The sequence below is a fragment of the Vreelandella olivaria genome, assembly GCF_023507745.1.
GTDB lineage: Bacteria > Pseudomonadota > Gammaproteobacteria > Pseudomonadales > Halomonadaceae > Vreelandella > Vreelandella olivaria_A.
Genome location: NZ_JALPZO010000128.1, coordinates 19,185 through 32,071 on the forward strand (window position 1 = coordinate 19,185; position 12,887 = coordinate 32,071).

A 12,887-nucleotide genomic window follows, 5' to 3' on the forward strand; every position below is an offset into this window, starting at 1 on the left:
GGCGAAACGTATTCTCATGACCGCGCCTCCTCGTTTTGTTGGATGAAATTAAGACAAGACTGATCTATTTTATTTTTCCTTGGTAGCATTCCTACCATTGGTGAGCCAGCTTCGCGCAGGGCATCGCGCAGTTCTTTCTGTTTTTCTTTTGACAAATCGTGGATGTCTCGCGAGCAAAGAGTGCATTGCGCATCTGCTTGCTTGTGTCCTTCGGCCTGGAAAATCATGTGATTTTTCTGCGAATAGAGGTATTCCGCCTTGCCGCATTTCACTTCGAATGCCATCGAGCCTCCCACAGGCGCCCCCATGCCGTCGCCACGACCCAGAATGACCGGAACCCGCAAGTCGGTGACCAGTAAATCTGTTTTTGTGTAGCGTCCGTTGTCGCCAACAAAGGTTCGCCCTTGCGTCTCGATACGGCCGCCAAGTGGCGCAAGTGCATGCCGAACCACTTGCTCCCCGAATTCACCACTCAGGTGTATACGTGCCTTACGTGCGACGATGTTTCGCTCTGCATCACCCTTGGCGGCTGCCCACTGGTTCCGATACCCATCCACCTGCATGCGATACCCTGGATTACAGTCGTAAAGATATTCCTGCAAAAATCGTCTCTGCTCTGACGGAAGATTCATGCGGTCTCGCAACATATCTGGGGTCACGGGACGACCAACTTTAACTGGATCCCATTTCAACCAAGCATAGAATTGCGCCGCGGGTGGATTTGTTGCGAGATAGGCGTCCAGTGCCCCTTGCGCGGAACACAGGCGCGCGGTGCCGAGTTCAATCGATTGATCGACAGTTGCCAAGCGTGTACTGCATTCGTGTTGGGTCTGCTCCAGGGTATGTTCCGCTATCGCCTGTGCCTGCTTCGCAAGATCCACACGCTGCTCCATGGATATGCGATCCCCTGCGGCCACCTCAAGCTCTGCTCTTGCTTGCTCAATCATGCCATGAGCCTGCTCAACAGCGGCTTCCGCTTCGGCAACAGCAGAGTAGTCCCCAGAGCAGTCCGGGCAACGCTCATCGTCATCGTACGGCTGAGCAAGGCAAGAAGATAACGAAGATTGGGCAGAAGAAAGTGAGTTTTGACTGCTATCGAGCGTGCACTCAGCGAGGTCAATATTTTGCTTTGCAATTTGCTCCTTCTGAATGGCGCTTTCCAACATGCTTGCGCTGTTCTGCACCTCTTCGCGAACCTCTGCGTATTTCTTCGCCGCAACGGCAACTTGTTCGCGGCAAGCGGCCTCTAGTACCTCGCGCACTGACTGTAGCCCGCGCACGAGGTCTTCCAGATTCTCCACTTGCCCAATAGAAACTTGTGCCATTGCGATCTCTGCGCCCTTAGCTTTGTAAGTAATCTCGTAGCCGCGACGCGAGCGCTGCCAGATACGGAACCTGCTCAGATGCGCTGCCGTTGAACTGCTGCAACTGCTGGACGAGCGCGTTGTATTCCTCTTCAAATTGCGCCCGCTTTTCGTCTTGCCACGTATCTCCGAGCGAAGCGAAGGCTCCGTTAAGGTTACCTACAGCATCGTTGAGCGAATCAATAAACTGTTGCAACGAATACGCGAAGCGCTCTAGCTCTTCTGGGTCGCCGATTGCTTGTGCCATTACCAATACCCTCCATCTTCTGCCGAAGAACCCTGTGTCACAGATTGATGTTTATCCTGGCGGGCTTCGATCGTGGCGGGCTGGATCGCCATGGTGCTCGCTTCAGGCACGATATTTGGCGTCACCGACATTGTCCGCGCGGTCACCGTCATGGTCACAAATTTGAAGAAATCGCGAAGCTGCTTTGCGTTCTCTGCATAAAAAAGCGGATGAGAAGTGCCTTTGATAAATGTTCCAAGTACGGTCTCATCGGCATCTGCACCAATAGCCATTGCCATGCGATCGCATTTTGCAGAGCGGCCGTCACTGATGAACGCATACAGAGGCTTTTTCCACTCATCATTTGGGCCCCCATCAGATACCAATACGACAGTTGGACGATAAGCACGCGAAGGAACGACATCTTTGTCTTCAATCATCGCTTTGGCCATTTGCAAAGCCGTGCCAAGCGGAGTCATACCTCCGGCAGAAAGATCCTGCCATTGAATGGCGCTGGCGCTGGCAAGCGGCTGATGCAGGATTACTTGAGAACCGAAAGTGATTATCGCGACATGGATCTCGGTTTCGCCATTCTCGGTATCGCTGAATGTGCTCAACATATCGCGAGCAGCATCATTCAAATTCTTAATTTTTTCTCCGCCCATGCTGCCGCTGACATCAAGCAGCAGAATTACTGGGAGCGGTTTGGCTTTTGGCGCTGTGAATTTCGACGGGTCAAACGGTGTGTTGCTCATAGACAGGTCACCTTGAAAGTTAAAGATATGAGTTCCTAGACGCGCGTGATGAGGTCTGTGCTACGTAGGTTCCATTCGCAATCACGAATAACCACACGAGCCCCCGGGGCGAAAAGAGCTGACATGCCTGTTCCCTTGTTTCAACCAAAGGCTAGTCAAGAATGTCAGAAGGGTAAGCGAGAGTTCCGACATTCTGTGTCGCATTATGTCTGTCATGCTAAATGGTGAAGAAGTATTAATATTAATGAGGTTAGCACTATGCTAAACGAAGAAATAGATAGCATTACAAATACTTTACTAAGGCCTTAGTGTTAGCCATTACCAAAGTTTCTTTGTCAATGCCAGCCCATATCGCTTATACCCGTTTATAGAAAAACGCTCTCGCTGAAAGAGCTTGATGATAAGCAGCTCTTTCCAGCTTGTGGTGTAGTGCGGGGCGCGATGCTCTGAACGTAGTGACCAAGCACTGCCTGTCCGAGGTAAACCTAGCTGCACGGTGCCCCGCCCTAGTTCACGATTCAGCTTATCGACTGTCGCCATCAGCTGTTCACTACGCTTGGCTTCAGCCTCGGTTTGCGGCGTTTCGGTGAGCGTAAGCTGACGATTCATTTTGGGTGAAAGATCCAGCAGCATTACCCCTACCTTGTGATAACCAAACCCTTTACGATATAGCTTTATTAGCCCCTGAATGGTCGCAGCGACGAGCTCACGACAGTCATCGGTAAATCGCTCAAGCGTTACTACTGTGCGATGATTATATTGGGGCAAATCGGTACGGAAATGATTAGTGCGTATGAATACCATCACGGCACTAGTGATGCTGCCCTTCTTACGTAACTTCTCCCCCGCACGAGAAGCATGTGTTCGAATAGCTTCACGAAGATCATCGGGACTGTAGGTTAGCCGTCCAAAACTGCGGGAAACCATGATTTGCTTTTTAGGCAAGCGCATATCATCAAGCTCTATCGCGGCTAGGCCACGTAACTTCCATACAATACGCTCTTGTACCATTGAGAATCCCTTGCAAATATGTTTTGGGTGGGCTTCTCGTAGCTCCCAAGCGGTCTTAATGCCTAGTATGTTTAAGCGCTCGCCCGTGCGGCGAGCGACACCCGAGCTCAGTGACCGGCAAACGTTACAGAAGGGCTTTTGTGGCTGGGACTTTTTTCGCAGCGTGATTAAACATTTTTACTAAGACTCGGGTTGGTGCGAACCCGATTGAGACGGGAATGCCCGTCCATTGGCGCACCGTGGTACGCATGCGTTGACCACACTCAACCAAATTGTCGGGATCAAACCCCTGAAAACCCATAAACCTTTCGTCGAGTAAATTTCAATGTCCAGAGAAAACTCGCTAAGAACCTGGGTAACGCGTTTGCTCATATCGCCAAGTGCATAGTTGCTGAAAAGCAGTACGGCTTGCCGACACGACGGGGGGGGGGGAACAAATGCATGACAGCCCCCATTTCAACACCCAGGGCTTTTAACTCATTACTCCGGGCGACGACTCAACCATCATTATTTGACAGAATGCCTACCGACTGCCCTTCCAGTGCTAGGGTAAATACTCCCTCTCAGTTGACATAAAAATTATACAGTCAACGAGCGCAATCACCGCAGTGTCGACGTCACCCTCTGATTGAGTACCGATGCACTTTAGAGTTCGATCCTATGGGTAAGGAGATTGGACATGAAGAAGCGTTTGTGTGAAGAAAAGATCATTGGCTTCCTGGGCGAAGCCGAAGCGGGACTGGACATTAAGGAGCTATACCGTCGGCACGGATTCTCTGAAGCCAGTTACTATCAATGGCGCAGCAAGTTTAGCGGCATGAGTGTATCCGATGCCAAGCGACTCAAAGAAGTCGAAACGGACGCTTGAAAAAGCTGCTCGCGGAGTCGCTACTAGAGATGGAGGTCTCTCGCGAGGCCCTGAGAAAAAAGTGGTGAGTGCCCCCGCACGCCGAGACGTGGTTCGCTTTATGGTGTCACGTGGCCCAAGTGAGTACCGAGCACTACGTGTCATACGTGTGAGTGCCATATCAAGCTTTCGGCATGACATGCCCGCCACCCGCAAGTTTGAAAAGTGCAATCTGGGCTGCATTACACCGACTAGCAAGGCAATTAGATGTGCCAAAATCAATACCAATGCGCGAAATACATACACCTCAAAAAGTCATAGAAATTGGACATCGCCCAGGTAATATTATTCCTCGCGCTAAAACTAGCGCTGCCGCAGATGGCATGAAGATCCACTTCACTTTTATATCCTTCTTAGAATCTGCGATGCTTTACGTCATCAAGATCATCGTCGAGATCAGCGTAGCGAACCTGGAGTTCATGGGTAGCATTTCTGTGGGGCCTGAGCGCTCTGGCATAGACCGAGTCCATCGAAAGCGCTTCCCCCCAGCGCACTGGGGATCATTGGTTCGCGGTGAGACACCAAAAACGTGGTAGCCCGAAGGTTGCTGGGGGAGCACCGATCAACGCGTTGGTTAACGCCACTTTTACATGCGGCGGTGTTATCGCAAGCGACGCAAATTCGGGGGCGAATATCGCTTAAGCCTCCTTAGTAGTCAGTTACTACTCTTGACTAACCATCCCAGCTCCCACGATTCAAAGCCCCATGGATGTAACCATACTTTTTTCGTCTACTGGCTCCGGCGTCACCACCGCATCCTTGATCATCAGCTTTCCGCTCAACAGCCGATCAAGGTGTACATCGAAGGAATCGAACTGTGGATGTAGCGCAGCGGGCAAATGAACATATACGTCCTTTGTCTGCCCGATCCGGTACACTCGATCAGTTGCCTGAGCTTCTTTCGCCGGGTTCCAGTGACGTTCTACATGGATAACGTGGTTGGCGCCTACCACCGTCAAGCCCACACCTGCAGCAATCGGTGACATGATAATAATATTGAAACCGGTAGCTGCTTCGAATTGCTCAATCATCTTCTTGCGAGTCAGCACGTCCCGCTTTTTCTGAACAGCTGCGGTATCGCCGTTGATGATGTGAATGTCCAGGCCATAGATCTGACTCAGCCACATCTTGAGCGCTATCTGTAGCTGTTTGGTGACCATGAAAAGAATCACCTTCTCCCCTTTAGCCTTGATGCAGTCAAGCTGCTCCAGCACCACCGACAATTTTGCCGACTCTGCAATCACATTGCGCGCAGCTTCTGCTCCGGTAACTCGGAGCAAGCCCGTATCACCCATTCGTGGATGCAACGAGATAGAGCGCAACTGCTGCAATGCTGAAAGTGCCTGCCCACGCATATCTTCCTCTGCACGCTGTCGCCGGTAACTATCCAGCACACCGTCATAAGCCTGTAACTGACCACCTTTCATCGCTACTGCCAGTTCGGGTACCCTATGAAGATTCCCAGCTTCGCTCTGGAGCAGCCCTGAGCGAATATATTTGTTCGGCAAGCCTTTTAGCTGCTGCTCTTTAATTCGCCGCAGCATGAAAGGGCCAACCGCTTCGCGCAGGGAAGAGCCGATCTCGATGCGCTTCTGATCCCGGGTTTCTTCCGTAGCCTGAGTAATCGGAGTGATCCACTTACTCCGGAACTCTGCCCAGTTGCCGAGCAGACCCGGCTGAGCCGTATCCATCAGACACCAGAAATCACCCAGACTGTTTTCAACCGGAGTACCGGTTGCCAGTAGCTTGAAATCCGCCTTCAGCCCCTTTGCCGCGCGGGTCTGCAGCGTATTCGGGTTCTTGATATTCTGCGCCTCGTCAAAAATCACCACACCCCAATCAATGACACAGAGTGAAAACTGGTAATCGCGCAAGGTCTGGTAAGTAGTCAACACTACCCGGCCACCCATATCGAGACGCTGGGTACCGGCGTCCCATCCAATTTGTAGCGAGTAACGGATATCCGCTTCGCTCATCGCATCGCTTTCATCCAGCAAATCAGCCAATTGAAGAGACTCTCGTGGGGCATCTTTGATTCGGAACTCCGACAGATCCCTGCCGGCTTGCAATACCTTTACATCCCGGAACGGAGAGGTCTTGAAGGTTTTGCCTATCTCGTCTTCCCAGTTTTCTAGCAAACTGAGCGGCGCTACAACCAGTATAGGCTTCTGTGTTCTGCCCGCCGCCGCCTGCATAGACAAATACTCTGCGGCCATCACGAGCGTCATGAAGGTTTTGCCCAGGCCCATATCGTCGGCCAGCAAAGCTCCTTGCAATCGATACATATTTTTATGATCGTCAGCCAAAGCTTTAAGCAACAGATCAATCATCCAACTGATCCCTTCGGCCTGATGCGGGTAGGGCGAGCGAAGCAGCTTAGAAGCATCGACTATCGGCGTTCTGCCCTGCTGCTGCGCCTTGGTCAACAGTTCACGGTTGAGTTCGTCCGCATCTCTTAACAGGAGCGTGACCCGCTCGGTTTCGGGCTGGTCGTCACTTCCCTGTTCCTGACTTACAGGTTTATGCTCAAAGCTTGCTTCTATGTTGCCAAGGACACTGATGACATTGGCAGGCTCACTGATATCAAACTGCTCCCCTTCAAACTCAACACTCTGGGCACCTTGTTGCTGGGCTGCGTGCAAACGTTCCTGAAAGGCAGCAAGATCTTCAGTACAAGTAATATATTTATGCAACGCTTCAGGAGGCTGAGGGCGCGTTGAGGTCGCAAACCAATCCCATTTTTTATCATCCAGCGGGCCGAAGTCCATATGCTGCATTTTGCCAATGCCCAGCACGCGAACCGAAAACCCCAGATCCAGGTTGACCAGAGACGCATCAATGAAGGCAGAAGGTGTCTTGATAAACTCTTCCACCTTTCCAGCCGGTATACGCCGGCTACCCAGCACCTCACGTACCGCAGCGATCTTTTCAGGTTCTAATAGAACCAACCTTTCCTCTATCCGCAGCACGCCACCATCACGGGTTAGGTCCAACTGGCTCCAGCGCTTATCGAGTTGATCCGGGGTCGAACCATCACCCAGAGAAGGACAAAGCTCAAGGCTGCCATCGGGCAACCGCGTTGCCAAAACACCAATACCTTCAGGCACAACCACGTTGAGATTACTAAATGCGCCAAGCTGAAGATCCATACCACTGCGCCGTGCTGCTTGCAGTTGCGCCATCAAACGTAAGTTTGCCGCTTCGCCGGTCTCATCAGAAGGCAGGTTGCCATGTACTTCAAGCGCCGAAAATGCGGACAATTCAGCTGGAGTCAAACGGTACGGCTGACTTTGGCCAATATAGACATAAGGCCCCTTGATGAGGACTGGGTGCTCCTGGCCATCAATGGAGGCAAAAATCTGCGCTCTGAAACCAGAGTTGCGGGTATGCCCTTTCACATGGGCGACAAAATCATGGGTCACGCGACTAGGTAAGTGAAGTAAATCTGCTTGTTCATCATCAAGCGCGGCAGCAACACGCGAGCTCACTCGATAGCCGTTAGGCAAGGGCTCCGCATCGCCTTGCTCAAGCAACATTTGCAGCACAACCATTTGCAACTGGGCAATAGGCGAGCCTATGCCTACCTTGAGTTCAGTAATGGTCTGGAGAGATTCAAAAAATATTAGACCACTTGAGTCTGCTTGTACCTGCAGCGACGTACTCTCAATGTCACTGTCTTGCCGACCGAACATTAACGAATTGAACAGATCCCTGAGGTGGTTCTTCATATGTTCAGGCCACTCCTCGCCTTAATTTAACCTTGGTTACGACCGCCGCCTGCGTGATCGTTTCTTGGGCTGAAAGCTGACAACGGTTCAAGCCGCGTTTTCAGCGGATTTATATAGGGAATACCAAACCGCCTTAAATAGTTTCTGTAGTCATCAGGGAACATCAACTGTTCGATATCAATAGACACCCCATGGTCGGCCAAAAAGCTGAAAAACCGGTTGTGCCACTTAGAAGGACTATGAGTGATGGCTTCGTATGGCGCATCTACACCGTAAAGTCCCTTATATCCACTTGGGGCACGTATCGTCAGTTCGGAATGAGATAGTTGTTTAGTATTGTAACTATACAATCTCTCCCACGGTGGCCGCAGGTATACCCACAGTTTGAAGTTATGGGAGCCTTCAATCAGACAAAAATCACCGCAATCAATATAGATAACCGCTTTGTCAGACATGGCATTGGAGAGTCTTACGAAGTTTGTTTTTAATTCATCACCAAGAATATTCTTCACCGCGAACGCAGCTTTGGCTCCAAGCATCAGGCGTGTTTTGCGTACCAACTTGAGTCTGTCGAGTCCCTCGATAAACCGTTTACGAGCCGGAAACATGCGCTGCATGGCAGCATCATCGCTTTCCTTGCCAAATTGCTCCAACGCGCTAAGAAATAAACGCAAATCCTCCTTGTAAAGCCAACGTCTCACCTTTTCAATTCGATCTTCGCCCAGCGGCTGCCACCATTCACGATAGCTCTGTGCAGTACTTGCGATACGTGGATCACCAGCCAGATCCATAATGAAATTCTGCCATTCATCACCCGGTGCATCACCTGCCCGATCAATAAGAATTTCCAGAGCAACATGGCCGATACGCTTGCCGTCCTTAAAGGGGGCTTGGCTGACCGCTGGCTTGAGCAGCTCAGCCAGTACCTCGTGATATTGACCAACCGGCAACTCCCTCAAGGTATTCAAATAATAATGCGCCCGACAGATACTCGCATACCGGCCATCATCGAGCCCCCGTAGCTCGAAGTACAGGAAGGCCCGGTCAAGCTCCAAACCTTCCTCATAGACGTAATCCACCAAGTGTTTCGGCCCATTAATTGAAAGAAGCCATTTCGCTTCGGTATACAGAATGGACAATAAGTCCCGTTGGTGACCAGAGCATCTGGAATTATGTGCAAAGCGTGTAGACAGCTGTTGCTCTAAGAGGTCTTGCAGTTCTTCTCTGAGGTTTTCCCCATGCTGATCTAGCTCATCGAACATGCGGAAGTGCAAAGCAATCAGGTTCTGCAACGGAACTACGCCTAACTGCCCAAGCTGTTGCTTCACCAAGATATCAAGGATTTTCGGGCTCAGCATTCTGCGGCGAAACTCGGCATCTTCCAGCCAAAGCTGAGTAATGGCCCTCGCCGTAATGCGTTTGCGCATCAAGTTAGCGAGTGCCAGACCATCCATGCCCCTCGACAGCCGCTTCAAATCCTCGGATGTTTCGTAAAACAAATCGTTTTTGCCAGCAGCTCCGGCCACCCTTTTCAGGCGTTCTGTCAGTATCGGCCAGCTTTCCAGAGTACCCTCAGGCCAATCTATTACCAGCAGTTCAGGTGGCGGAAGATTCATCGTATAGCTTCCTCAAGATTCTCACTGACCCTACGGTACTCTGCACTGCTCGGCCGCCTGATGGTAAAGCGGATATCGATTCGTCGATTCTGGCTAAGCTCTTCTTCTGTATCCTGTCGTCTGGTAGCCGGTCGGGTTGGCCCATAGCCACTGACTGAGAACAGCGGCTGATTGTCTTTATTCTCTATGTCATCCAAAGAGAATTGCTCGGGCAGCAGCTCAACCCATAGCTGCCAGAGCGAGATGGCTCGAAAAGCCGACAGCCCCCAGTTTCCCTTGCCCATAAAGCCGTTCAGTGGGCGGTTATCTGTGTGGCCCTCAACAAAAATCGTATCCAGGTAATCGACTCGATTATCCTTATTTATGACATCACTAAGCACCCTGCCAATCTCTACAGCTGTGCCCTGATAGGCTGTCCCAATCTCATGCGCACCGGTACCAAACCCCAGAATATCGTTAGGAATACTCAGAACGGTGTCATTTTCACTTACCGTGACGCGTATGCCCCGTTGTTGCAACAAATCAGCTGCCTCATGCAGGATAGTTCTACGCACCTGCTCTGCTTGCCGTAACTCCTGTATTTCCTGATTGAACTCCTGTTGCTGCTTTCTCAATTCTTCTTGAATTTCCATCAGTTGGATGATCAGCACAACAGACGCTAGGATGAATATGATCAAAAGCGCAGACATTACATCGGAAAAGGACATCCAATAGGGATTTTCCTCATCCACATTAGCGGGACCCTTTTTTAAAAAGCGCATCAGACCTTCTGCTCCAGATCATCCACTATCCCACTGATCGCACTCACCGTGCGCCGCATCTGATCAGCAAACTCCAGCGTGTTCTTGTTCCAGTGCTCCATCCTCTCGCCAACCTGAGTACGCACCTCAGTGGAGTAGCTGCGTAGCCATTCATCAGCCTGTTGCTCGATCCCGCCGACCTGCTCCTTGAGCGCCTGGCCAAGCCCTTGAAACTCAGTATTGATGCCCTGCAGGAACTGCTGTTGATGGTTGGCAAACACTTCAAAGCCTTGCTCTGCAGCCACCGCAGCCTTCTCGAAATGCTGGGTCGTCGTGGTCAGTTCTGCCTGCAATTGTCTGAGCGTATCCGCCTGCAAGCTCACCTGTTCGGCCAGCTCGCGGTTCTGATCAGAGGCCCCCGCCAGTGTTTCTGTTACAGCCTGCAAGCGCGAATCTAGTACGTCCGCTGCCTGCTTTAGGTTAGCTGATAGCAGACCCAATTGAGTGGAGCTGTTGTTCATATGCTGACTGCTAACCTCAACCGAACGACTGACTTCGCCCATTTTAGTCATCAACTGCTGGTGCTGTTTGGTCAATTCAAGCATCTGCTGTTGAGTATGCTGGGCCCCCTGCGTCACGGCAGACAATAATTGCTGCTGTTCTGCCGCAAGCCGCTCAAGCTGGCTATTGAAGCGGGACTCGATAACACTCTCACGTTCACTGGCTGCTGCAGCCTGGCTGCTTATAAGCGTTTGCAGACCGCCCAGTGCCGATTCAAAGGTCTGACCCATTTCGCTCTGCTGTTTCGCCGAGGCTTCGTTAATGGCCTGGATCTGGCCGCTCGAAGCGCTATTGAATTGCTCCAGCTGACTCTGGAATCCAGCCACCATCTGTGTATGCAAATGCTCCTGGGTGGCTGCCCGTTTGCGCTCATCCTCCGCCGCCTTGTCGAACTGCGCGCTTACTTTCTGTTCCATCTGCTCCATGAGCTGATTGAAGCGTTGCTCCATCTGCTGCTGACGCTGCGCGGCATCTGCGCCCTGCTGTTCGAGCAGTTGTGCAAATTCTCTGGAGGTGCCCTCAGTCTGTTCTCTTGTCCTGCTCTGCTGCTCGTCCAATTGCTTGAATTGCGCCTCCATTCGGCCGGCCATACCGGACACAGCCTGTTGCACTTCTTCAGCGGCATTCTTCATCAAATGACTCTGATCTGAACCTGCCGTTTTCATACCATCCATAAAACCAGATACCAGCTTCTCCAGTACATCCGTTGACTGTTGGTTAGTATTATTCACCAAGGACTGAATGGCGGGTGCCATCACGGTATTGATCGCATCAGTAAAGGCCTGCTGCATTGAGTCACTCATGCCAGATACAGTTTCCTGTAAACGATCGCCGATACGTTCATGCAGCTCCTGCAGCGCCTCCTTGCTTTCATCGGTGGCAGCTGCAATCTGAACCAGCGAATGCTCCGCTGGTAATCGTGGGTACAGAAAGTCGATACGTTGCTGCAGGTCACGGATTTTTGCCAGTGCCCCCCGTTCTACCAGCTTCTCAAACAGGTTAAGCAATAAGCTGAGGGCCACACCCCAAATCGAGGTCATGAAGGCAACAGCCGCACCGTTGATCATCACTGAAATGCCATCTTTCAGAGTCTCGACATCTCCGGCATTAATCTGCAAGCCCTTGAGTCCGAGTGTCAGCCCAAGAAAGGTACCCAGCACCCCGATAGCAGTTAGAAAGGCAGGTGCTGCCGCAAGCAAACGACTTGAAGTCAGACCATAGGCCAGGGTGTAGTTATTGAAGAAATGCTCGGCTTCCAACGTATTGGACAGTCGGGACTTGTCTGCTGAATAAACTAGGCTTTCATCAAATTCCCTCCACAAAGGGCCAGTAACAACCGGATCCTGTTCAAGCGCCTTTTCCAACGTGACAAACCGATTCTGAGCCAGGCTGTTGCGATCCTCCCCTTGGATAAGCTGCTGAACCCTTTTCAAGCGCCGAGAGAAATGCAACCGATGCCGAATTACAGACATCACTGATATGGCCATGATTACCATCATGAGCAACCAGATCCAGACTGCAATTTCCTCCATTTCCAGACCTGGCGTGAGTACCAACGCGAACTGTGGCCATAAATGACTGATCAAGTCGAACATATTTAACCCTATTCACTTTTTTTATGCTGGCGCTTCACGAGCTCCAGGTAATTAGTTCTGACGGCGGAAGATCCTCCACGCCACGCGGTAATCCTCTTCCCTGCACGGGCGGAAGAATGCACTTTGTCATCCACTGTGTACTCTACCGAGCCACCTGGCAAAGTATTATCTAAGTAATCTTTTAGTACCGTACATTATCGGCATTGACGCCCGTTGAATCGCCCCGGATATTCTAGACACCCGTTAGGCTCTTAAAGTAACGAGGCTGTAGAAAAACCCGATTTCGAGTCGTCTCCACCGCCTCTCGTCCTAATTTACTTACTCAGCCAGTCATCTGGCTGAGTCATCTTAATATCGGCATTTAGCCACTTGAGCGCCCAGCTA

Annotated in this window: 9 protein-coding genes and 1 pseudogene; 1 reads left to right on the forward strand and 9 read right to left on the reverse strand. The window is 51.2% G+C overall.

From position 1 onward, the window contains the following. Positions 1-14 precede the first annotated feature (14 nt). From HP566_RS15090 to HP566_RS21770, 5 genes are all read right to left on the reverse strand, one after another. Entirely contained in the window at positions 15-1,325 is a 1,311-nt protein-coding gene (locus tag HP566_RS15090) for a hypothetical protein (RefSeq protein ID WP_249978103.1), read from the reverse strand. A 16-nt stretch (positions 1,326-1,341) separates the two neighbouring features. Continuing rightward, positions 1,342-1,611 (reverse strand): WXG100 family type VII secretion target, encoded by a 270-nt coding sequence (locus HP566_RS15095; protein WP_249978104.1) that lies wholly within the window; start codon positions 1,609-1,611, stop codon positions 1,342-1,344. Continuing rightward, complete coding sequence (locus tag HP566_RS15100) at positions 1,611-2,345, reverse strand: vWA domain-containing protein (RefSeq protein WP_249978105.1); 735 nt, start codon at positions 2,343-2,345, stop codon at positions 1,611-1,613. Before HP566_RS15100 ends, HP566_RS15095 begins: the two co-directional genes overlap by 1 nt. 318 nt (positions 2,346-2,663) lie before the next feature. Beyond that, complete coding sequence (locus HP566_RS15105) at positions 2,664-3,356, reverse strand: DUF4113 domain-containing protein (RefSeq protein ID WP_249978106.1); 693 nt, start codon at positions 3,354-3,356, stop codon at positions 2,664-2,666. A 124-nt stretch (positions 3,357-3,480) separates the two neighbouring features. After that, positions 3,481-3,657, reverse strand: a complete 177-nt coding sequence (locus HP566_RS21770; protein WP_340163082.1) for a hypothetical protein — start codon at positions 3,655-3,657, stop codon at positions 3,481-3,483. A 378-nt stretch (positions 3,658-4,035) separates the two neighbouring features. Between HP566_RS21770 and HP566_RS15110 the strand changes: the two are divergent. Next, a pseudogene (locus HP566_RS15110) lies at positions 4,036-4,417 on the forward strand (transposase); the annotation flags it as partial. Positions 4,418-4,958: 541 nt separating this feature from the next. Here the strand turns inward: HP566_RS15110 and HP566_RS15115 are convergent. The 4 genes from HP566_RS15115 to zorA are packed head-to-tail and all read right to left on the reverse strand — an operon-like array spanning position 4,959 to position 12,503. Then, positions 4,959-7,991, reverse strand: coding sequence for a DEAD/DEAH box helicase (locus HP566_RS15115; protein ID WP_249978107.1), 3,033 nt, complete (start codon positions 7,989-7,991; stop codon positions 4,959-4,961). 26 nt (positions 7,992-8,017) lie between these two features. Then, positions 8,018-9,607 carry an EH signature domain-containing protein gene (locus tag HP566_RS15120; protein ID WP_249978108.1) on the reverse strand — a complete coding sequence of 530 codons (1,590 nt, stop codon included), beginning with the start codon at positions 9,605-9,607 and terminating at the stop codon, positions 8,018-8,020. Continuing rightward, entirely contained in the window at positions 9,604-10,368 is a 765-nt protein-coding gene (locus tag HP566_RS15125) for an OmpA/MotB family protein (protein WP_249978109.1), read from the reverse strand. Before HP566_RS15125 ends, HP566_RS15120 begins: the two co-directional genes overlap by 4 nt. Next, positions 10,368-12,503, reverse strand: coding sequence for an anti-phage ZorAB system protein ZorA (zorA, locus tag HP566_RS15130; protein WP_249978110.1), 2,136 nt, complete (start codon positions 12,501-12,503; stop codon positions 10,368-10,370). The genes HP566_RS15125 and zorA overlap by 1 nt, the downstream gene beginning before the upstream one ends. Positions 12,504-12,887 lie beyond the last annotated feature (384 nt).

Excerpts from the sequence above, each read along its gene's own strand:
- HP566_RS15090 (WP_249978103.1), bottom strand. The coding sequence starts at position 1,325 with ATGGCACAAGTTTCTATTGGGCAAGTGGAGAATCTGGAAGACCTCGTG.
- HP566_RS15095 (WP_249978104.1), bottom strand. The coding sequence starts at position 1,611 with ATGGCACAAGCAATCGGCGACCCAGAAGAGCTAGAGCGCTTCGCGTAT.
- HP566_RS15100 (WP_249978105.1), bottom strand. The coding sequence starts at position 2,345 with ATGAGCAACACACCGTTTGACCCGTCGAAATTCACAGCGCCAAAAGCC.
- HP566_RS15105 (WP_249978106.1), bottom strand. The coding sequence starts at position 3,356 with ATGGTACAAGAGCGTATTGTATGGAAGTTACGTGGCCTAGCCGCGATA.
- HP566_RS21770 (WP_340163082.1), bottom strand. The coding sequence starts at position 3,657 with ATGGGTTTTCAGGGGTTTGATCCCGACAATTTGGTTGAGTGTGGTCAA.
- HP566_RS15115 (WP_249978107.1), bottom strand. The coding sequence starts at position 7,991 with ATGAAGAACCACCTCAGGGATCTGTTCAATTCGTTAATGTTCGGTCGG.
- HP566_RS15120 (WP_249978108.1), bottom strand. The coding sequence starts at position 9,607 with ATGAATCTTCCGCCACCTGAACTGCTGGTAATAGATTGGCCTGAGGGT.
- HP566_RS15125 (WP_249978109.1), bottom strand. The coding sequence starts at position 10,368 with ATGCGCTTTTTAAAAAAGGGTCCCGCTAATGTGGATGAGGAAAATCCC.
- zorA (WP_249978110.1), bottom strand. The coding sequence starts at position 12,503 with ATGTTCGACTTGATCAGTCATTTATGGCCACAGTTCGCGTTGGTACTC.